We start from the raw sequence: 18,363 nt of genomic DNA on the forward strand, positions 1-18,363 counted from the left end.
GGAGGTGAAGAAACTAGGGTTTTCGACAGTAGCGGCCATAGGCGGCAACCACCTTTCCTTCCAGTTCCATGACCAGCAGCATGGCCGACAGCTGGGCCGTCGTCAATCCGCTGCGCTGGATCAGTGAATCCATACCCGTTGGGTTGTCATCCAGTGCCTGCCACAAGCGCTGGTAGTCCGGGTCGGGGAAGGAGGGGGCGCGCCGAGGCGCCGGTCGTGCCTGTTCAGTGGGGGCGTCCAGCCGGCTTCGCAAGGCCTGGCCCAGGGTGCCGGCCAGGGCGGTCAGCCCGGCGATCACTTCGTCGGGGTGCTCCACCAGCATCACGCCTTCGCGGATCAGGCGGTGGCAGCCGCGTGCCCGCGGGTTGCGCACCGAGCCGGGCAGGGCGAAGACCTCGCGCCCGGCCTCGGCCGCCAGCCGGGCGGTGATCAGCGCCCCGGACCGCAGCGCCGCCTCGATCACCACCGTGCCGAGGCTGAGCCCGGCGATCAGCCGGTTGCGCGCGGGGAACTGGCCGGCCCTGGCGGCGGTGCCGGGCGGGTACTCGCTGACCACGGCGCCGCGCTCTGCGATCCGCGCCTGCAGGGCCGCATGGCGCGGAGGGTAGGTGCGGTCCAGGCCGGTGGCCACCACCGCCACCGTCAGGCCGCCCGGCACCCGCAACGCCGCCTCGTGGGCGCGCGCGTCCACCCCCGCGGCCAGCCCGCTGACCACCGCCAGCCCGCTGCGCGCGAACGCGGCGGCAAATTCGGCGGCCAGCTCCGCGCCGCTGGGCGACGGCGTGCGGCTGCCCACCACGGCAACCCCGGGGTGCCACAGCGTGGCCGGGTCGCCCTGCACGAACAGCACCAGTGGCGCCTGGGGATGGTGGCGCAGCAGCATCGGGTAGTCGTCGCTGTGGATCGGCACCAGGTGATGGCCGGGGTGGGCCGCCCAGTGGTGGGCCAGCGCCAGGGCCACCGGGTCGGGGCAGGCCAGCCGCGCGCATTGCTCGGGGGTGCAGCCATTGGCGCGCCAGCTGGATGGTCCGGCACGCAGGGCGAGGGCGGGATCGGCGTGGGCCTGCAGCAGGCGCCGCCGCGGTGGCAGCGGGCCGCCGGCCAGGACCAGGCGGAGCAGGGCGTCGCGGGTGTCAAGCGGGAGGGTTTCGCACATCCGCCAAGGCTAGGCCGCATACAGCGACGGCGCCCTGGGGCGCCGTCGGAGTAGTGCGTAGGGGTTTGCGCTTACTGAGCGTCAGGGTGCTTTGCCGCGTACCCGACCAGCACCGGCTTGACCCCCTGCATCACCAGGGCATAGCTGACCTTGTCGTAGGTGCGGAACACCATCGCATGGGCAGCGTACTCGTCGGGCAGGGAGAAGCGCCCGGCGCCGTCGGTGAGCGAGTCGTCCATCCGCGACGAACCGGGGTACTTCATCTTGTTGGCCACGTGCCGGCCCTGGCGCCACAGCGACACGACGGTGCCGTTGTCGATTCCGTCGGTGCTGCCGGCGGAAATGGCGATCACATCGCGCGGGCCACCGGACAGGAACATGTCGGTCACAGCCAGCACGCGGATATCCAGGCCTTCGGTCTGGGCAGCCGGAACGTGCGGGAAGAACTGCAGGTCGTACGGGTTGGCCTGCACCGGCACCAGGCGGTCGCCGTTGCGCACTTCCACGCCGCCCACCCCGGTCTGCAGGGCAATGGTGGTCACATCCACATTGCCGGCGGCCACCTTGGTGACCGTGCCGACGTTGATCTGCGCCAACTCGTAGCCCAGCGTCTGGTTGCGCTTGCTGGGAACGAAGAAGTTCTTCCAGAGGTTGCCGCTGCCCGGGGTCACATCCCCGCTGGCGGTGAGGTCCTCGGTCGGCTTGGGCAGGGCGTAGCGCACGGTCGGGCGGACCACGGCCCAGCGCTGGCCCACTTCGGCGCCCTCAAGCCCGCGCACATAGGCGGTCTGGCCACTGGTGGCACGCAGGCGGTTGTCTTCCAGGCCCACCACGAACGGCAGCGACTTGACCTCGTCGACCACGCTCAGCTGCTTCAGGAAGGGTTCGACCTGGTCCAGTGGAATGCCGGTGACCGGCGCTTCCTGGCGCGGGCCGGGCTGGGCCACGACGCGATCCAGGTAGGCCAGGCTCAGCACGTCACCCGGGTAGATCAGGTGCGGGTTCTTGACCTGCGGATTGGCCTGCCAGATTTCCGGCCACAGCCACGGCTTCTTGAGGAAGCGCGCGGAAATGTCCCACAAAGTATCGCCCTTGCGGACGACGTAGGTATCCGGGTGCCCGCCATTCACTTCAACGGCGGTAGCATAGGTGGCAACGGTCAACATCGCCACGGCGACGACCGTACGAGTACGTTCAAACATAGGTGGTGCCTGATTCCCCAACAGGTTGCCGCACTATAGTCCAGAAACCGGGGCGCAGGGCAAGCGTTGGCGATAGAATTGCGACGTACGCCGCTTTGACCGGCGCCCCCTACCGGTATTTGCCATGGCTATCCTGCCCATTCTTGAGTTTCCCGATCCGCGCCTGCGCACCAAGGCCGCGTTGATCGACGCCGCCGAAGTGACCACGCCGGCGTTCCAGCAACTGCTCGACGACATGTTCCACACCATGTACGACGCCCCGGGCATCGGCCTGGCCGCCAGCCAGGTGGACGTGCACAAGCGCTTCATGGTCATCGACGTCAGTGAAGAGAAGGACACCCCGCGGGTGTTCATCAACCCGGAGATCGTCGCCAACGAGGGCGGCCAGGTCTACCAGGAAGGCTGCCTGTCGGTACCGGGCATCTTTGCCGACGTCACCCGTGCCAACCAGATCACCGTGCGCTTCCTGGATCGCCAGGGCCAGCCGCAGGAACTGACCACCGACGGCGTGCTGGCGGTGTGCATCCAGCATGAGATGGACCACCTGGACGGCAAGCTGTTCATCGATTACCTGTCCCCGCTGAAGCGCGAGATGGTGCGCAAGAAGCTGGCCAAGGCGCGCAAGCACGTTGCCTGAGATGCCCAAGGGCCGGGCCGCGCGGGCTGACCGCGGGCCGGGCCTGGTTGTGCGGCGCCGGCCACCGGCGCCGTTTTTCTTTCTGCAAGTGGGGTAGCCATGAAGATTGTCTTTGCCGGTACGCCGGAGTTCGCCGTGTCCTCGCTGCGCGTCGCCGCGCGCCACCATGAAGTGGTGGCCGTGTACACCCAGCCGGACCGCCCGGCCGGGCGTGGGCGCGGGCTGATGCCGTCGCCGGTGAAGCTGGAGGCGATCGCGCGTGGCATCCCGGTGTTCCAGCCCGAACACCTGAAAACCCCCGAAGCCCAGCAGCAGCTGCGCGACCTGCAGCCGGACCTGATGGTGGTGGTGGCCTACGGGCTGATCCTGCCCAAGGCCGTGCTGTCCATCCCCACCCACGGCTGCTGGAACGTGCATGCCTCGCTGCTGCCGCGCTGGCGCGGCGCCGCGCCGATCCAGCGTGCGATCCAGGCCGGCGACAGCGAAAGCGGCGTGTGCCTGATGCAGATGGAAGCGGGCCTGGACACCGGTCCGGTACTGCTCAAGCAGCACCTGGCCATCGGTGCCAACGACACCGGCGGCCAGCTGCATGACCGCCTGGCCGAGCTGGGCGCGCAGGTGCTGTCGGACGGGCTGGGCCTGTTGCGCGCCGGGATCAAGCCGATTGCCCAGCCGCAGCCGGAGGCGGGGGTGACCTACGCACACAAGCTGGACAAGGCCGAAGCCCGGCTGGACTGGGCGCAGGACGCGCAGGCACTGGAGCGCACCGTGCGCGCCTTCAACCCGTGGCCGATCGCCGAGGCCCTGCTGGCCGGCGAGCGCGTGCGCATCCACGGCGCGGTGGCGCTGCCGGACAACCAGGGCAAGGCCCCGGGCACCCTGCTGGCGGCCGCCCGCGAAGGCATCGACATCGCCTGCGGGCAGGGCGCACTGCGCCTGCGGGTACTGCAGCGCGAAGGCGGCAAGGCGATCACGGCCGCCGACTACCTCAACGCGCGCCGCGACCTGAGCGTGGGTGCCTGAGATGACCCAGCTCCAGCAGGACAAGCAGGCCCCGCAGCGCGCCGCCAGCGCCCCCGGCGTGCCCACCCGCGTACTGGCGGCCAAGGTGCTGGCCCAGGTAATCGGCCGCGGGCGCTCGCTCAAGGCCGAACTGGCCAAGGCACTGCCCACCCTGGACGACAGCCGCGACCGCGCCCTGCTGGAGGCGCTGTGCTTTGCGGTGCTGCGCCGCCGCGGTGCCTACGACGCTGCGTTGGCGCAGTGGATGCAACGCCCGCTCGGCGTGCGCGAAGACGAGCTGCGCGCGCTGTTGCTGGTGGGCTTTGCCCAGCTGGACGCGCTTGAACTGCCCGCCCATGCGGCGCTGTCGGCCACCGTGGACGCCGCCCGCGCCATGGGCCGCGACCGTCAGGCCGGCATGGTCAACGCGCTGCTGCGCCGCGCCCAGCGTGACGGCATTCCGGCCCAGCCGGCGCGCGCTGCGTTCCCGGATTGGCTGGCCGGCATGATCGAGCAGGACTGGCCGGAGCAGGCCGAGGACGTGTTCGCCGCCAGCCTGCAGCCCGCGCCGCTGTGGCTGCGGGTGAACCGTCAGCACGGCAGCCGCGAGGCGGTGCTGGAACAGCTGGCTGTGGCTGCCATCGAGGCCGAGGCGTCGCCGCTGTGCAGCGATGCGATCCGCCTGCCGGTGCCCGTGCCCGTGGCCGCGCTGCCGGGGTTCGCCGCCGGCGCGTTGTCGGTGCAGGACCTGTCGGCGCAGCAGGTGGCCGATGCGCTGGCCCCGCGCCCCGGCGCGCGCGTGCTGGACGCCTGCGCCGCGCCGGGCGGCAAGGCCGCGCACCTGCTGGAACGTGATCCCAGCCTGCAGCTGCTGGCACTGGACATCGACCCGCGGCGGCTCAAGCGCATCAGCGAGACCTTCGCCCGTACCGGCGTGGGCGCGCAGGCGCGGGTGCTGGCGGCCGACGCCGCCACGCCGGACAGCTGGTGGGACGGGCAGCCGTTCGACTGCATCCTGCTGGATGCGCCGTGCTCGGCCACCGGCATCATCCGCCGCCAGCCGGACGTGCTGGTGCACCGCCGCCCGGCCGATATCGAGGCCCTGGTGGCGCTGCAGGCGCGCCTGCTGGATGCCTGCTTCCGCATGCTCGCCCCCGGCGGCACCCTGCTGTATGCGACATGCTCGATCCTGCGTGAAGAGAACCAGTTCCAGATCGAGTCCTTCCTGCAGCGCACCCCCCGCGCAGGCTTCCTGCCGTTGGGTGAGGCCTTCGGCCACGACTCCTGGGCCGGCCGCCAGCGCCTGCCGGGTGAAGAGGGTGCAGACGGATTCTTCTATGCGCGTCTGCTAAAAAAGGGCTGATACCCCGCCGCTGGACCCGCGTCATATGTTGAAAAACCCTGCCAGACGCGAGTTCTGGCTGCTTGCCACGATGGCCCTGCTGGTGCTCGGCGCCGGCCTGGGCCTGCGCGACCCCTGGCCGTCGGACGAGCCGCGCTTTGCGCTGGTGGCCAAGCAGATGGTGCTCAGCGGCGATTGGCTGTTCCCGCACCGTGGCACCGAGTTGTACTCGGACAAGCCGCCGATGCTGATGTGGGCGCAGGCCGCGCTCTACAGCGTGTTCGGCAACTGGCGGGTGGCGTTCCTGCTGCCGTCGCTGCTGGCCGCACTGGGCACGCTGGCCTGCGTGTACGACCTGGGCCGCCGGTTGTGGACCCGCCGGGTGGGCCTGTACGCGGCCTGGGCGCTGTTGTTTGCGGTGCATTTCACCTTCCAGGCCAAGAAGGCGCAGATCGATCCGCTGGTAGTGTTCTTCATCACCCTGGCCAACTACGGCCTGCTGCGGCACCTGCTGTGCGGGCCGGCGTGGCGGTGGTGGTGGCTGGGCTGGTTCGCCGCCGGGCTGGGCGTGATCACCAAGGGCGTGGGCGTGCTGGCGCTGCTGATGGTGCTGCCGGCGGCCGTGGCCTCGCTGCTGGGCTGGCCGCGGGTTCGCCTGCACGTGCGCGACTGGCGCTTCTGGCTGGCCCCGCTGGCCTTCGTGCTGGCGGTGGCGCTGTGGCTGGTGCCGATGGTGCTGGCCGCCACGTCCAGCGGCTCGGTGGAGTACCGGGCCTACATGAACGACATCCTGTTCCGGCAGACCGCCAAGCGGTACGCGCAGTCGTGGGATCACCACCAGCCGTGGTGGTATTTCCTGGCCACCATGCCGTCGATGTGGCTCCCCGCGATCCTGGTGGTGCCCTGGGCGATCCCGGCCTGGTGGCGCCGGCTGCGCCGCCGCGATCCGCGCTACCTGGTGCTGCTGGGCTGGTGGCTGCTGATCGTACTGTTCTTCTCGATCCCGCACGGCAAGCGCGATGTGTACATCCTGCCGGCGCTGCCGATGTTCTGCCTGGCGCTGGCCCCGCTGCTGCCGGGCTTGCTGCGGCGGCGTGACGTGCAGTGGCTGCTGGGCGCGTTCAACGCCGTGCTGGTGCTGGCCCTGCTGGGCGCAGGCATTGCCATGCTGGTGGGCCAGCCGGGCTTTGAAAGCCGGTTGATCCTGCAGCGCGGCATCGACACGTCGGTGACCGCAGCGCTGGGCTGGATCGGCGTGGCGCTGGGCGCCTGGGGCATGGCCAGCCTGTGCTTCAGCGGCCCGCGGCGACGCCATGTGGCTGTGCTGTCCACCCTGGCGATGGTCTGGGTGGCGTACGGGCTGGTGGGCTACCCGCTGTTCAACGACTCCAGCTCGGCCCGTGGGTTGATGCAGCAGGCCGGGCAGCGCATCGGCGCCGACGCGCAGCTGGGGCTGGTGGGGTGGAAGGAACAGAACCTGCTCATGGCCGACCGCCCCGCGACCACCTTCGGCTTCAAACGCCGTTGGTACAGTCAGTTGCAGGACGGCGTGGCCTGGCAGGCGCAGGCGCCACAGCAGCGCTGGCTGCTGGTACAGGAAGCGGCCGTGCTGGACTGCATCGATCGCAGCCGTGCCGAACGGGTGGGCGTGGCCAATCGCCGTGGCTGGTGGCTGGTACCGGCCGACGCCGTGGTCGGCCCGTGCCGGCCCAGTGCCCGTGAACTGGCACGGATCACCCTTGAACAGGGCCGGGAAGCACCGGAGGAGTGATGGGACTCTCATGGATCATTACGGGACGATCAGCGACAATGCCGCCTGCTCGCCCGATCCTGGAATGGAGGCCGGTGAACCCGTTCCTCTTCCGTCATTACGCCGCATTGCCCAGATCGTGACCATGTCTCCACTCCGTCCTGCCCGCGCCAACCTTGCCTTGGCATGGGCCTTCACGATCGCGGTCGGGTTGTCCCCGGTGCTGCTGATGTCGACCCTGGACGGTGGCAGCGCGGGCTATTACCTGCTGGTCCTGCTGAGCATCATCGTGCTGTTCGTGGTGCGCCCGTCCGCGCCCGGGCAGGTCTGGTGCGACAACCGCCGCGAGTATGTGTGGATGGGCGTGGGCGTGGCGGTGATGCTGATCGGCGTGCTGACCAGCCTGCTGGTGCACGGCCTGTGGAAGGGCTCGGAGGTGGAAAAGGCCTCGCGTTTCCTGACCGTGCTGCTGATCCTGGCCGCCGCGCTGCGGATTCCGCGCCCGATTCTGGCCCATGGCCTGTTCGGCCTGTTGCTGGGCATCTGGTATGCGGTGATCAACGTCGGCTGGCTGGTGTTGAGCACCGGCGGACGCCCGGCCACCCGCCAGTTCAACACGGTGACCTACGGCAACCTGACGCTGCTGTTTTCGATGCTGGCGCTGCTGCTGCTGGGCTACCGCATTACCCGTTTCAAGCGCACCGAGTTCGCGCTGAAACTGATCACCGGCGTGGCCGGGCTGGGCGCGTTCCTGGCCACCCAGACCCGCGGCGGCCTGTTGGCGGTGCCGGTGCTGGTGTTCATCGCACTGCTGGTGCAGGGGCGCCGGCTCAACCGTTACAAGGCCTGGGCCGGTGCGTTGCTGCTCGGCGCGGTGGGCCTGATCGTGCTCAGCGACAGCACCCTGCGCGAGCGCATCCACCTGGGCGTGAACGAATTCGAAGAGTGCCAGGTGACCCACCTGGCCGATACGTCGGTGTGCATCCGGCTGCAGCTGTGGAGTGCGGCGGGGCACATGATCCAGAGCGAGCCGGTGTTCGGCATCGGCGGGGGTGACCGCTTCCGCGAAGAACTGCGCAGCCTGGCCGAAGCCCGCCAGGTGTCGCCCACCGTGGCGCGTGACTACGGCGAAACCCACAACGACCTGCTGTATTTCCTGGCCACCTACGGCGTGCTGGGCGGGTTGGGGCTGGTGCTGCTGTACGCCGCGCCGGGCTGGGTGCTGCTGCGCCGGCTGTGGCGCGAGGACGACGCCGGCCGCCTGTTCGCCGGTGCCGGGGTGATGATCTGCGCCAGCTACCTGGTGTTCGGCATCACCGAGATGATGTTCCGCGACATGCGCTCGGCGTCGTTCTACGCCACCTGGGTGGCGGTGTTCCTGGCCCTGTCCGACCCGGCGCGCAGGCGCCAGACGGACTGACCCCGGTTCAACCGCCCTGCAGGGCGGCGTCGTAGCTGGCTTCGGTCAGGCCAGTGAACGTGTCCAGGCCGAACTCGCGCACGGCACGCTGGCGCGCGGCCACGCCGATCCGGGCCAGGTCGTGGCGCTGTGCATACAGCCGGGCCACCTGGGCGGCGATCGCGGGAATGTTGCGCACCGGCACGATCCAGCCATCCTGGTCGTGGTCGATGTTCTCCGGCAGGCCGGCGTAGTCGCTGACCATCACCGGCTTGCCCATCGCCATCATTTCGCGGCAGGCGAAGGAGATGGTCTCCACGTCGTGGGACAGCACGAAGCCCGCATCACCGCTGGCCACGAACGGCCGGATGTCCTCCAGCAGGCCGGGCAGGTGGACCTGCGCGCCCAGGCCCAGCGCGGCCACCCGTGCCAGCAGCCGCGGCTCCGCGTCGCGGCCGGCCACGGCCACGTGGATGTGGCTGCGGATCGGCTCGGGCAGCGTGGCCACGGCCTCGACCAGATCGATCCAGCCCTTGTGACCGTCGGTGCCGGCATTGCTCACCATCACCAGCGCATCGGGATCGGTGGTCCAGCGGGCACGCAGTGCCGCGCCGGCGGACGCATCGACCGGCGCGAAGCGCGCCAGGTCCACGCCATTGCGCACCACGTCGATCGGGCAGCGCCGGTAGGGGCTGTCCAGCAGCATCTGGCGGGTATGGGCGGACACCGCGATCACCCGGTCGGTACCCCAGCGTGCACGCAGGGTATTGCCGAACGTGTTGCTGGGCTTGCTGTTGTGCTTGGTGAACACCAGCTTGGGCCGACGGGCCAGGCCAGCCACCGCTTCCATCATCACCCGATGGTCGCGCGCGCCGTTGGCATGCACGATGTCGATCCGGTGCTGCTGGACCAGGTGGCGCAGGCGGCGCATGTCGGCCCATTGCTGGGGCAGCGTGGGCAGGCCACTGCTGAAGGCGATGTCCAGCGGTTCGGCACTGCCTTCGTCGCGGACCACGCGCAGCACGCGGCTGTTGTCCGGAGCGGCCATGAACAGCTGGTGGCGCGCCGACAGCGCGCGTGCCAGTGACACCAGATAGGTGGTGTGGCCGCCGCCGTCTCCGGAATGGAAGTTGGTGTAGAGGATCTTCATGGAGGTCTTCGATCAAACGCGCATGAAGTCTGCCACAGCAGCGCTCATGCGGCGTCGCTGCGGCGCGGCGGGTCGCTTACCGGCTGTCCGTGCTGCAGCATCCACAACATGATCGTCTTCTGGCGCACGTAGTTGGCGCGCACGTAGGCATACACCAGCCCGTGCCAGCCATCGCGGAAGCCGCCGCGCAGCAGCAGCCCGCGCCAGAACCGCCACGCCGGGGCCAGGACCAGCTTGGCCAGGGTGGCGCGCTTGCCGCGTGCGAACTCGTGCTCGGCCATCATCCGCGCGTAGCGCTGGGTCTTGCTCAACTGCTGTTCCAGCGAGCGGTACGGGTAGTGGATCAGGTCGCCGCGCAGCACGCCCACGCTGCCGTCGACGCTGGCCGCTTCGTGGATCTCGCGCTTGCCGCGCCAGCCGCCGTGGCGGCGGTCGAACAGGCGCAGCACGCGGTCCGGATAGGCATTGCCATGGCGCAGGAATTTGCCGAAATACTCCGACAGGCGCGCGAAACGGTAGCCATGGTGGCCGGCAAAGCCGCTCGCCTGGGCGGCCAGGATGGCCGCGCGCAGGTCGTCGCTGATGCGTTCGTCGGCATCCAGGCACAGCACCCAGTCGTGGCTGGCCTGTTCAACGCAGAACGCCTTCTGGCTGCGGAAGCCGTCGAACGCGCGCTGCAGCACGGTGGCTCCGGCGGCGCGGGCGATGGCCACCGTGGCATCGGTGGAATGGGAGTCCACGACGATGATCTCGTCGCAGAAGGCCAGCGAGGCCAGGCAGTCGCCGATGCGGTCGGCTTCATTGAACGCGATAATGCAGGCCGAGATGCGAGGCCGTTCAGTGGGAGCGGTCGTGGAGGACATGATGGCCGAGTACCTGCTGTTTGCGACGGAGCGTTATGCGCTGCCCATTCTCGCCCCTCTGGCCCAGGCGTTGCACGCGTCCGGGCAATCGGTGTCGGCCTGGTTCGCCGATGGCGCCGCCGGGGGCAGCCTGCCGGGGGTGCCCAACGTGGACCTCACGCAGGCGCTGGCGCTGCGCCCGCGTGCGGTGTTCAGCGCCGCCAACTGGGTGCCGCCGTTCATCGCCGGGGCCAAGGTGCAGGTCTTCCATGGCTTCAATGTGCAGAAGCGCGACAGCGCGCGCGGCCATTTCCGCGTGCGGGGCCTGTTCGACCTGTACTGCACGCAGGGGCCGGCGACGACGGAGCCGTTCCGTGACCTGGCCGCACGCCAGGGTCATTTCGCCGTGGCGCAGACCGGCTGGCCGAAGCTGGACCCGCTGTTCCGCGACGACGGTGGCGCCAGCGCGGCGCTGCGGGCGCCCGCCGCTGGCCGCCCGGTGATCCTGTTCGGCTCCACCTTCACCGAACGCCTGAGTGCGGCGCCGCATCTGTACGAGCACATCGCCGCCGACATCGCGCGCGGTGAGCGCTACTGGCTGCTGACCCTGCATCCCAAGTGCAGCGAAGAAATGTTTGCACGCTACCGCGCGCTGGCCGGCGACAACGCCGCCTTCATCGAACCCGAGCAGGTGATGGCCGCGCAGCGTGCCGCCGACGTGCTGGTGTCGGACACCTCCTCGATCGTGTCCGAGTTCGTGGTGCAGTACAAACCGGTGGTGACCTTCCGCAACCGCGTGCCGCAGCCGCACATGATCGACTTCGACGACGCCACCCAGCTACCGGCGATGCTGGACCGCGCGCTGTCGCCCGAGCCGGCACTGGTGGCGCAGATCCAGCAGTACGCCGACAGCATCCACCCGTACCGCGACGGGTATTCCAGTGAGCGGGTGATCGCGGCCACCGAGGACTTCCTGGCCGGGGAGTTGGGCACGCTCAAGCGCAAACCGTTCGGCGCGTGGACGCGCGGCCTGCAGATCCGGCGTGACCTGGGCTATTGGGGACCGTCGAAGCGGTAGAGCCAACCGTTGGTCGGCTGCGTCGGTTACCAGCGCAGGCGGCGCTGCGCCAACGCCGCGCTCAACCGCGCATGCACCGCGCGCGCCTCGGCGTCAGGCAGGTAGCGCAGGCACAAGGCCACGCTGCCGCTGGCACCGGCGGTATCCAGCCACACGCTGGCGGTCCCCAGCAGGCGGTCCAGCGGCGAACGGCTCAGGCGCAGCACCTGCAGTTTGTCCAGCTCGGCGAACCGCCACCAACGCTGCCACCAGCCCCCGCGCACGGCCACGTACTGGTCGTCCAGGTGATAGCCCATACGTGCCATCTGGCGATGCGCGCGGAAGGCCGACCACGGCAGCCACAGCAGGATCACGGCCGCCCACGGCACCTCGTTCCACACGCCTGCCGCGGCCACCAGCGGTACCCACACCGCGGTACCCAGGCTCAGCCGCCACCAGCCGCGCTGCTGCACCGGTTGCCAGTGTGCGGGCGGCCACTGCACCTGCGGCAGCAGGTGCTGCACCAGGGCGTCGGCCGCCTCTGGGGTGGCCAGTGGGGCCAGTTCGCGCAGGTCGCGGCGCTGGTTCTCTTCGGACACCCCGGCGGCAATGTCGATGCGCAGATGGCGGCGCCCGGCCCAGCGCTGCAAGGGGCTTTCGCGCAGCGTCCAGGCCTGGATGCGACGCCGCGCCACGCTGCTGCGCAGGCGCGTGAGCAGGCCGCTGACCACGGTGAGCCGACGTTCCTGTTCGCTCAACTGGAAGCCGTGATAACGCAACAGCGCCAGCACCACCGAAAACACGCGCAGCAGCACCCAGAACGCGGCCGCGGCCACCAGCGCCGCCACCGCCCACACCCAGGTGGCCGGGTGCAGACCATTGGCGTAGCCCAGCGCCTGACGCCCGCCTTCTTCAATCGCGTCGGTCACGGTGCCATCGGGGAACAGCTGGAACGAGGCGCCCACGGCGGCGAGCACCACCACCCAGCCGCGGTTGGACAGCAGGCCGATGCGCACCACCTCGGGTGTGCTCAGCTGCAGCAGCACGCCATCGTCCACCGGCGGCGTGACCGCCTCTGCATCCAGATCGGCATCCGTGGTCGCCGGGGGCGCCACGACCGCCTGGCCGCGGTGCCGCACCAGCTGTTCCAGCGCCAACGCCTGGGACAGCTTGAGCACGCGCATTTCCGCCTCGGGCCGGGCGCCGCCGGCCGATTCCAGGCGCAGTTCGGCCACCCCGAACAGGCGATGCAGCGGGTTCTGGTGCACCACCACGTTGTGGATGCGCGCGAACGGAATCTCGCGCCGGTTGCGCGACACCACCCCGCTGCGCACGCTGATGGCGTCGCGGCCGATCCGGTAACGGTAGGTCAGGTACTGCAGCACCGAGGTGCCCACTAGCACCACGATCACCACCAATGCGGCCAGGTAGGACCACATCTGATCGCGATCGCCGCGGTTGCCGAACACCAGCAGCGCCACCAGCGGCAGCAGGAACTGGCGCAGCTGCATCAGCAGCACGAACAGCCATGACCACCGATGCAGGCGCTGCTCTGGCGGCGCCTCGTTCAACGCGGCCTCTGTCGGGGACGGGCGGCTCACAGGGCGTCGTCGTCGCGGTCGAGCTGGTGGGCCAGGGTGTCGCGCAGGCGTTCGGCATCCTCGCCATCCAGCCCGCTCAGGCTCACCGCGCTGAAGCGGCTGCCGGCGGTGTGCACCACCAGCGTGGCCAGCCGTGCGCTGCGTTCGATCGGCCCCCGGCGCAGGTCCAGGTGCTGCACGCGCGAGATCGGCACGCGGGTCTCCTGCTGCCACATCAGGTCGCGGCGCACGCCCAGGCCCTGTGCGTCGAGCCGCCAGAACGTGCGGCGCTGGCGGCGGTAACCAATGGCCGCGCCGATGGCCGCACCCAGCACCAGCATGCCGGCCACGCCCAGCCAGCGCAGCGGCAGGTCCAGCAGCACCCAGGCCGTGCCGAGCCCGCCACCAATCAGGACGGTGCCGGTGATGGCCCCGGCCACCGCCGCGATGGCGGCGGCACGCCGGGGCAACGCCTGCCAGTCAGGGCTGGACGGCAGCGGCGGCAGCGGCGGCGGAGAGGGAATGGCAGGGGTGTCGATGGCGTCGGACAAGGCAGGGCGCTCGGCAAGGGAGATGCCGGGCGTGCTGCTGCTGGCGGTGCGCCCGTCGCGCAGACGGTAGCAGGTTGCCGCGCGCTATTGCGCGGCCTGGATCAGCGCGTCGACGTCGAGCAGGTGGCCGGCCCGTTCGGCCTTGGTGCGCAGGTACTGTTCGTTCTCGGCGGTGATATCGCCGGTGACCGGCACGCAGTCCACCACGTCGATGCCGGCGTTGCGCAGCCGCTGCGCCTTGGTGGGGTTGTTGCTGAGCAGCTGCACGCGGTGCACGCCCAGCCCCTGCAGCATCGCCACTGCGCTGCCGTAGCGGCGCTCATCGGCGCCGAAGCCCAGCTGCGCATCCGCGTCAATGGTGTCCAGGCCGTCGTGCTGGTAGCCGTAGGCGCGCATCTTGGCGGCGATGCCGGTGCCGCGGCCTTCCTGGTCCAGGTACAGCAGCACGCCACCGCCCAGTTCCTTGAGCTTGCGCAGGCCGCGCCGCAGCTGGTCGCCGCAGTCGCACTTGAGCGAGCCGAACAGGTCGCCGGTGAGGCAGGACGAATGCACGCGCACCGGCACCACCCCGGACAGGTCCGGGCTGCCGACGATGATGGCTACCTGGTCACGCTGGGCCACGCCGCCGCGGAACACGGCAAATTCGGTCATGCCCACCTCGCGCAGCGGCACCGGCGAGCGGGTGACCAGTTCGTAGGCGTGGGCGGCCTGCTCGGCCCCTTGGTGCAGGTCGCACAGCGATACCTGCGCGCAATCATCGAAGCGGTGGTCCGCCGGCTCCAGCAGCACGCCCACCATGGCTGGCAGCAGCAGGCCCAGGCGGGCGATTTCCACCGCACCATCGTCCAGCGCCTGCCCGGCCGACCAGCCCGCCGGCATCACTTCCGGTTCGCGGCGGTAGCTCAGCGAGGGCAGGGCGTCGAAGTCGATGCCGGCCAGCGGTACGCGGGCGCCGTGTTCGGCGGCCACCCCCAGCACCCGCGCACGGGTGGCGGTGAGGAACAGGTAGTGGCGGTCGGCGGCGGCCTGGGCAAACGCGCTGAAGCTGCTGCGGGTGCTGCTGTCCAGGGCGATGAAGGCCAGCCGCTGGCCGTGGCCGTCGTCGATCACCACCGGGCGGCCCGCGCGCAGTTCGGCCACCGCCCGTTCGCAGCGGATCGCGGCCGGGTCGCCGAACAGGGAAGAAGCAGCATCAGACATGGCAGGGGCCGTGGGGGACATCGTGGGTTCCACAGTGGGGACGGAAGGCGCCGTTTCCAATCGTGCCAGGGGCGCGACGCTGCGTCGCAGTCAGTGGGGGTGTTCCTCGGTGGCATAGGGGTCCACCTCGTCGCTGCCCGGCGGGCGCAACGTGTAACGCTTGTAAGTCCACTGGTACTGGGTGGGGTCGCGCCGGGCAATCCGCTCCAGCCCGGCGTTGAGCGCGGTTGCCGCCGTGCGCGGATCCGGGTCGGCCACGGCCGGGTCGGCCGGCTCGACATGCAGGGCGAACTGCATGCCCGGGCCCACGCGCTCGCACCAGCCGTACAGCACGGTGGCCCCGGTCCGTTCAGCCAGCCGGTTGACCAGGGTCATGGTCAGCGCCTCCACCCCGAAGAACGGGGCGAACACGCCGTCGCCGGCCTTGGGCTGCTGGTCGGGCAGGATGCCGGTGGCGCCGCCGTCCTTGAGCACCTTGAACAGCTGGCGCACCGCCGGGCCCTCGGCCCGCACCTGCTGCACGTTGTCGCCGCCACGCACCAGCTGCAGGAACGCATCGCCCACGGCTTCGTCGGGGGCCTTGTAGACGATGGCGATCGGCCCGCGCGAGGCCAGCCACTGGTTCAGCAGCTCCCAGTTGCCATGGTGGGGGGCGGCCACGATCACGCCCTTGTCGGCGGCCAGCGCCGCGTCATACAGCGCCTCGCCATGGCGCTCCACCAGGCAGGCCAGGTTCTGCTCGCGCGGGCGTGTCCACAGGCGCAGGGTTTCCAGCGCCTGCAGCGCGGTGGAGCGCAGCACCTGGCGGTGCATCTGCACCCGCTGGGCGTCGGTCAGTTCGGGGAAGGCCAGTTCCAGGTTGCGCCGGGTCACCCGGCTCTCGCGCGCATTGAGACGGATCCACAGCCACGCCAGCAGGTTGGCGAAGCCGCGCAGCCAGGACCAGGGCAGGCGGGTGAACAGGGCGGCGGCGCGGTAGGCCAGGCGGGCGGTGGTATGCGGTTTCATCACGGGGAAGTCTAGCCGCTGGGACAATCGGCGTGGACCGGCGGGCGCGTTAAGGTAGGCGGCCCCCACCCCGGAAGCCCCGCCCATGCTTGTTCTCATCCAGCGCGTCACCCAGGCCAGCGTGCATGTCGATGACGTGGCGGTGGGCCGGATCGGCCCGGGATTGCTGGCGCTGGTGGGCATGGAACCCGGCGACAGCGAGGCCCAGATCGTGCGGATGGCCGATCGCCTGCTCGGTTACCGTGTGTTTGCCGATGAAGGGGGAAAGATGAACCGGTCGCTGGCTGATACCGGCGGCGGGCTGCTGCTTGTGAGCCAGTTCACCCTGGCTGCCGACACCGGCAGTGGCATGCGCCCGGGCTTCAGCACGGCCGCCGCGCCGGCCGAGGCTGAACGTGGATTCAACCGGTTGGTGGACATCTGCAGGCAAAAACACGCCCCGGGGGTGGAAACGGGCCAGTTTGGTGCCCATATGGTTGTCAGCCTGGTCAACGATGGTCCGGTGACCTTCCTGCTCAGACCCTGACCCCCGGGACCACCGCCCGGGCGGTGGGGCGCCAGGCTGGTATAATGCTAGGTCCTATTCCTCTCCCTGCCGGTGGCGCGAGCACTACATGGCCAACGAACGTCCTGCCCAGCAAAACGACATCAAGCTTCTGATCAGCAAGGGCCTGGAACAGGGCTACCTGACCTACGCCGAAGTCAATGATCACCTGCCCGACGACATCGTCGACCCGGAGCAGATTGAAGACATCATCGGCATGATCAACGGCATGGGCATCGATGTCCATGAAGTTGCTCCCGATGCAGAAACCCTGTTGCTCAACGATGGCAACACCGGCAACCGCGAAGTCGATGACACCGCGGCCGAAGAAGCTGCCGCCGCGCTGAGCGCGCTCGACACCGAAGGTGGTCGCACCACCGACCCGGTGCGCATGTACATGCGCGAAATGGGTACCGTCGAGCTGCTGACCCGCGAAGGCGAAATCGCCATCGCCAAGCGCATCGAAGAAGGCCTGGGCCAGGTCCAGGCCGCACTCGGCACCTTCCCGGTGTCGGTGGAATCGCTGCTGGCCGACTACGACGCGCACAAGGAAGGCAAGAAGCGCCTGGCCGAAGTGATCGTCGGCTTCAACGACCTGGTCGAAGAAGTGCCGGCCCCGGCCGTGGCCGAAGACACCAGCGACGACGCAGAAGACGACGCCGACGACGAAGACGACGGCGACGACGTTGAAGAAGAAGCCGGCCCGACCGGTCCGGACCCGGAAGAAGTTGCCCGCCGCATGCAGGCCCTGAGCGATGCGTACAGCGCGTTCAAGAAGGCTGCCGCCAAGGGCGACCGCAAGCCGCTGGCCAAGCTGCGCGACGACATGGCCGCCGTGTTCGTGACCCTGAAGCTGCCGCTGCCGCTGACCGACGTGCTGGTCAAGCAGCTGCGCGACGTCATGGCCGAGATCAAGTCCCACGAGCGCCGCGTGCTGAACCTGGCCACCGTGACCGCCCGCATGCCGCGCAAGGACTTCATCCGTTCCTGGGAAGGCAACCAGACCAACCTGGAGTGGGTGGAAGACGCACTGAAGCGCAAGCAGAAGTGGTCCTCGGCCCTGCGTGACGTGAAGGACCAGATCATCGCCGAGCAGCAGGCCACGCTCGACATCGAAAAGACCACCTGGCTGGAACTGGACGAGCTGAAGGAAATCAGCCGTGCCATGGCCTACGGTGAGGCGCGCGCGCGCAAGGCCAAGAAGGAAATGGTCGAAGCCAACCTGCGCCTGGTGATCTCGATCGCCAAGAAGTACACCAACCGCGGCCTGCAGTTCCTCGACCTCATCCAGGAAGGCAACATCGGCCTGATGAAGGCCGTGGACAAGTTCGAATACCGCCGTGGTTACAAGTTCTCCACGTATGCCACCTGGTGGATCCGCCAGGCCATCACCCGTTCGATCGCCGATCAGGCGCGCACCATCCGTATCCCGGTGCACATGATCGAAACGATCAACAAGTTGAACCGCATTTCCCGCCAGATGCTCCAGCAGTACGGCCGCGAGGCCACGCCGGAGGAGCTGGCCAAGGAAATGGACATGCCGGAAGACAAGATCCGCAAGGTGATGAAGATCGCCAAGGAGCCGATCTCGATGGAAACCCCGATCGGCGACGACGAGGATTCGCATCTGGGCGACTTCATCGAGGACACCAACGTGGAGTCCCCGATCGAGAACACCACCAACATCAACTTGTCTGAAACCGTGCGCGACGTGCTGGCCGGCCTCACCCCGAGGGAAGCCAAGGTGCTGCGCATGCGCTTCGGCATCGACATGAACACCGACCACACCCTTGAGGAAGTGGGCAAGCAGTTCGACGTCACCCGCGAGCGTATCCGCCAGATCGAAGCCAAGGCGCTGCGCAAGCTGCGTCATCCGAGCCGGTCCGAGCAGCTGCGCAGCTTCCTGGATATCGATTGATCGATCCGGCAGTCCGCGTTGAAGC

Annotated in this window: 16 protein-coding genes; 8 read left to right on the forward strand and 8 right to left on the reverse strand. The window is 69.3% G+C overall.

Annotation, left to right across the window (positions count from 1 at the left end):
* Positions 1-13: 13 nt before the first annotated feature.
* A complete protein-coding gene (gene dprA / locus AC6CHL_RS15280) occupies positions 14-1,156 on the reverse strand; it encodes a DNA-processing protein DprA (RefSeq protein WP_448134520.1) in 1,143 nt (380 codons plus the stop codon).
* A gap of 71 nt (positions 1,157-1,227) precedes the next feature.
* On the reverse strand, positions 1,228-2,358 hold the full coding sequence (locus AC6CHL_RS15285; protein ID WP_038685979.1) for a LysM peptidoglycan-binding domain-containing protein: 1,131 nt from the start codon (positions 2,356-2,358) through the stop codon (positions 1,228-1,230).
* Between the two features lie 124 nt (positions 2,359-2,482).
* Between AC6CHL_RS15285 and def the strand changes: the two genes are divergently transcribed.
* The 5 genes from def to AC6CHL_RS15310 all read left to right on the forward strand — a co-directional run bounded on the left by def (position 2,483) and on the right by AC6CHL_RS15310 (position 8,509).
* Positions 2,483-2,995: a peptide deformylase gene (def, locus tag AC6CHL_RS15290; protein WP_038685981.1), complete on the forward strand. Its 513-nt coding sequence runs from the start codon at positions 2,483-2,485 to the stop codon at positions 2,993-2,995.
* Between the two features lie 99 nt (positions 2,996-3,094).
* Positions 3,095-4,018 (forward strand): methionyl-tRNA formyltransferase, encoded by a 924-nt coding sequence (fmt, locus tag AC6CHL_RS15295; RefSeq protein ID WP_038685982.1) that lies wholly within the window; start codon positions 3,095-3,097, stop codon positions 4,016-4,018.
* Between the two features lies 1 nt (position 4,019).
* Positions 4,020-5,360, forward strand: a complete 1,341-nt coding sequence (gene rsmB, locus AC6CHL_RS15300; protein ID WP_498295165.1) for a 16S rRNA (cytosine(967)-C(5))-methyltransferase RsmB — start codon at positions 4,020-4,022, stop codon at positions 5,358-5,360.
* 25 nt (positions 5,361-5,385) lie between these two features.
* Positions 5,386-7,110, forward strand: a complete 1,725-nt coding sequence (locus tag AC6CHL_RS15305) for an ArnT family glycosyltransferase (RefSeq protein ID WP_498295167.1) — start codon at positions 5,386-5,388, stop codon at positions 7,108-7,110.
* A gap of 124 nt (positions 7,111-7,234) precedes the next feature.
* Positions 7,235-8,509, forward strand: a complete 1,275-nt coding sequence (locus AC6CHL_RS15310) for an O-antigen ligase family protein (RefSeq protein ID WP_498295169.1) — start codon at positions 7,235-7,237, stop codon at positions 8,507-8,509.
* A 7-nt stretch (positions 8,510-8,516) separates the two neighbouring features.
* Here the strand turns inward: AC6CHL_RS15310 and AC6CHL_RS15315 are convergent, their stop codons facing one another.
* Positions 8,517-9,638, reverse strand: a complete 1,122-nt coding sequence (locus AC6CHL_RS15315) for a glycosyltransferase (protein WP_498295171.1) — start codon at positions 9,636-9,638, stop codon at positions 8,517-8,519.
* Positions 9,639-9,682: 44 nt separating this feature from the next.
* The gene (locus AC6CHL_RS15320) at positions 9,683-10,501 is read right to left on the reverse strand and encodes a glycosyltransferase family 2 protein (RefSeq protein WP_498295173.1); all 819 of its coding nucleotides are present in this window, start codon (positions 10,499-10,501) and stop codon (positions 9,683-9,685) included.
* On the opposite strand from AC6CHL_RS15320, the gene AC6CHL_RS15325 reads away from it, so the two are divergent.
* Positions 10,500-11,558 (forward strand): CDP-glycerol glycerophosphotransferase family protein, encoded by a 1,059-nt coding sequence (locus AC6CHL_RS15325; protein ID WP_498295258.1) that lies wholly within the window; start codon positions 10,500-10,502, stop codon positions 11,556-11,558. The genes AC6CHL_RS15320 and AC6CHL_RS15325 overlap by 2 nt on opposite strands.
* Before the next feature lie 26 nt (positions 11,559-11,584).
* Here the strand turns inward: AC6CHL_RS15325 and AC6CHL_RS15330 are convergent, their stop codons facing one another.
* From AC6CHL_RS15330 to AC6CHL_RS15345, 4 genes are all read right to left on the reverse strand, one after another.
* On the reverse strand, positions 11,585-13,138 hold the full coding sequence (locus tag AC6CHL_RS15330) for a PH domain-containing protein (RefSeq protein ID WP_498295175.1): 1,554 nt from the start codon (positions 13,136-13,138) through the stop codon (positions 11,585-11,587).
* Positions 13,135-13,668, reverse strand: coding sequence for a PH domain-containing protein (locus AC6CHL_RS15335; RefSeq protein WP_081797123.1), 534 nt, complete (start codon positions 13,666-13,668; stop codon positions 13,135-13,137). Before AC6CHL_RS15335 ends, AC6CHL_RS15330 begins: the two co-directional genes overlap by 4 nt.
* 84 nt (positions 13,669-13,752) lie before the next feature.
* Positions 13,753-14,889, reverse strand: a complete 1,137-nt coding sequence (gene ribA, locus AC6CHL_RS15340) for a GTP cyclohydrolase II RibA (protein ID WP_038685995.1) — start codon at positions 14,887-14,889, stop codon at positions 13,753-13,755.
* Between the two features lie 69 nt (positions 14,890-14,958).
* Positions 14,959-15,876 carry a lauroyl acyltransferase gene (locus AC6CHL_RS15345; protein WP_498295177.1) on the reverse strand — a complete coding sequence of 306 codons (918 nt, stop codon included), beginning with the start codon at positions 15,874-15,876 and terminating at the stop codon, positions 14,959-14,961.
* An 85-nt stretch (positions 15,877-15,961) separates the two neighbouring features.
* Between AC6CHL_RS15345 and dtd the strand changes: the two genes are divergently transcribed.
* Positions 15,962-16,402 (forward strand): D-aminoacyl-tRNA deacylase, encoded by a 441-nt coding sequence (dtd, locus tag AC6CHL_RS15350; protein ID WP_038686000.1) that lies wholly within the window; start codon positions 15,962-15,964, stop codon positions 16,400-16,402.
* An 88-nt stretch (positions 16,403-16,490) separates the two neighbouring features.
* A complete protein-coding gene (rpoD, locus tag AC6CHL_RS15355) occupies positions 16,491-18,338 on the forward strand; it encodes an RNA polymerase sigma factor RpoD (protein ID WP_038686002.1) in 1,848 nt (615 codons plus the stop codon).
* Positions 18,339-18,363: the final 25 nt, after the last annotated feature.

It is taken from the genome of Stenotrophomonas sp. GQ19, assembly GCF_059758695.1.

Excerpts from the sequence above, each read along its gene's own strand:
- dtd (WP_038686000.1), top strand. The coding sequence starts at position 15,962 with ATGCTTGTTCTCATCCAGCGCGTCACCCAGGCCAGCGTGCATGTCGAT.
- AC6CHL_RS15320 (WP_498295173.1), bottom strand. The coding sequence starts at position 10,501 with ATGTCCTCCACGACCGCTCCCACTGAACGGCCTCGCATCTCGGCCTGC.
- dprA (WP_448134520.1), bottom strand. The coding sequence starts at position 1,156 with ATGTGCGAAACCCTCCCGCTTGACACCCGCGACGCCCTGCTCCGCCTG.
- rpoD (WP_038686002.1), top strand. The coding sequence starts at position 16,491 with ATGGCCAACGAACGTCCTGCCCAGCAAAACGACATCAAGCTTCTGATC.
- AC6CHL_RS15285 (WP_038685979.1), bottom strand. The coding sequence starts at position 2,358 with ATGTTTGAACGTACTCGTACGGTCGTCGCCGTGGCGATGTTGACCGTT.
- rsmB (WP_498295165.1), top strand. The coding sequence starts at position 4,020 with ATGACCCAGCTCCAGCAGGACAAGCAGGCCCCGCAGCGCGCCGCCAGC.
- AC6CHL_RS15325 (WP_498295258.1), top strand. The coding sequence starts at position 10,500 with ATGATGGCCGAGTACCTGCTGTTTGCGACGGAGCGTTATGCGCTGCCC.
- AC6CHL_RS15305 (WP_498295167.1), top strand. The coding sequence starts at position 5,386 with ATGTTGAAAAACCCTGCCAGACGCGAGTTCTGGCTGCTTGCCACGATG.
- AC6CHL_RS15310 (WP_498295169.1), top strand. The coding sequence starts at position 7,235 with ATGTCTCCACTCCGTCCTGCCCGCGCCAACCTTGCCTTGGCATGGGCC.
- AC6CHL_RS15315 (WP_498295171.1), bottom strand. The coding sequence starts at position 9,638 with ATGAAGATCCTCTACACCAACTTCCATTCCGGAGACGGCGGCGGCCAC.
- def (WP_038685981.1), top strand. The coding sequence starts at position 2,483 with ATGGCTATCCTGCCCATTCTTGAGTTTCCCGATCCGCGCCTGCGCACC.
- ribA (WP_038685995.1), bottom strand. The coding sequence starts at position 14,889 with ATGTCCCCCACGGCCCCTGCCATGTCTGATGCTGCTTCTTCCCTGTTC.
- fmt (WP_038685982.1), top strand. The coding sequence starts at position 3,095 with ATGAAGATTGTCTTTGCCGGTACGCCGGAGTTCGCCGTGTCCTCGCTG.
- AC6CHL_RS15345 (WP_498295177.1), bottom strand. The coding sequence starts at position 15,876 with ATGAAACCGCATACCACCGCCCGCCTGGCCTACCGCGCCGCCGCCCTG.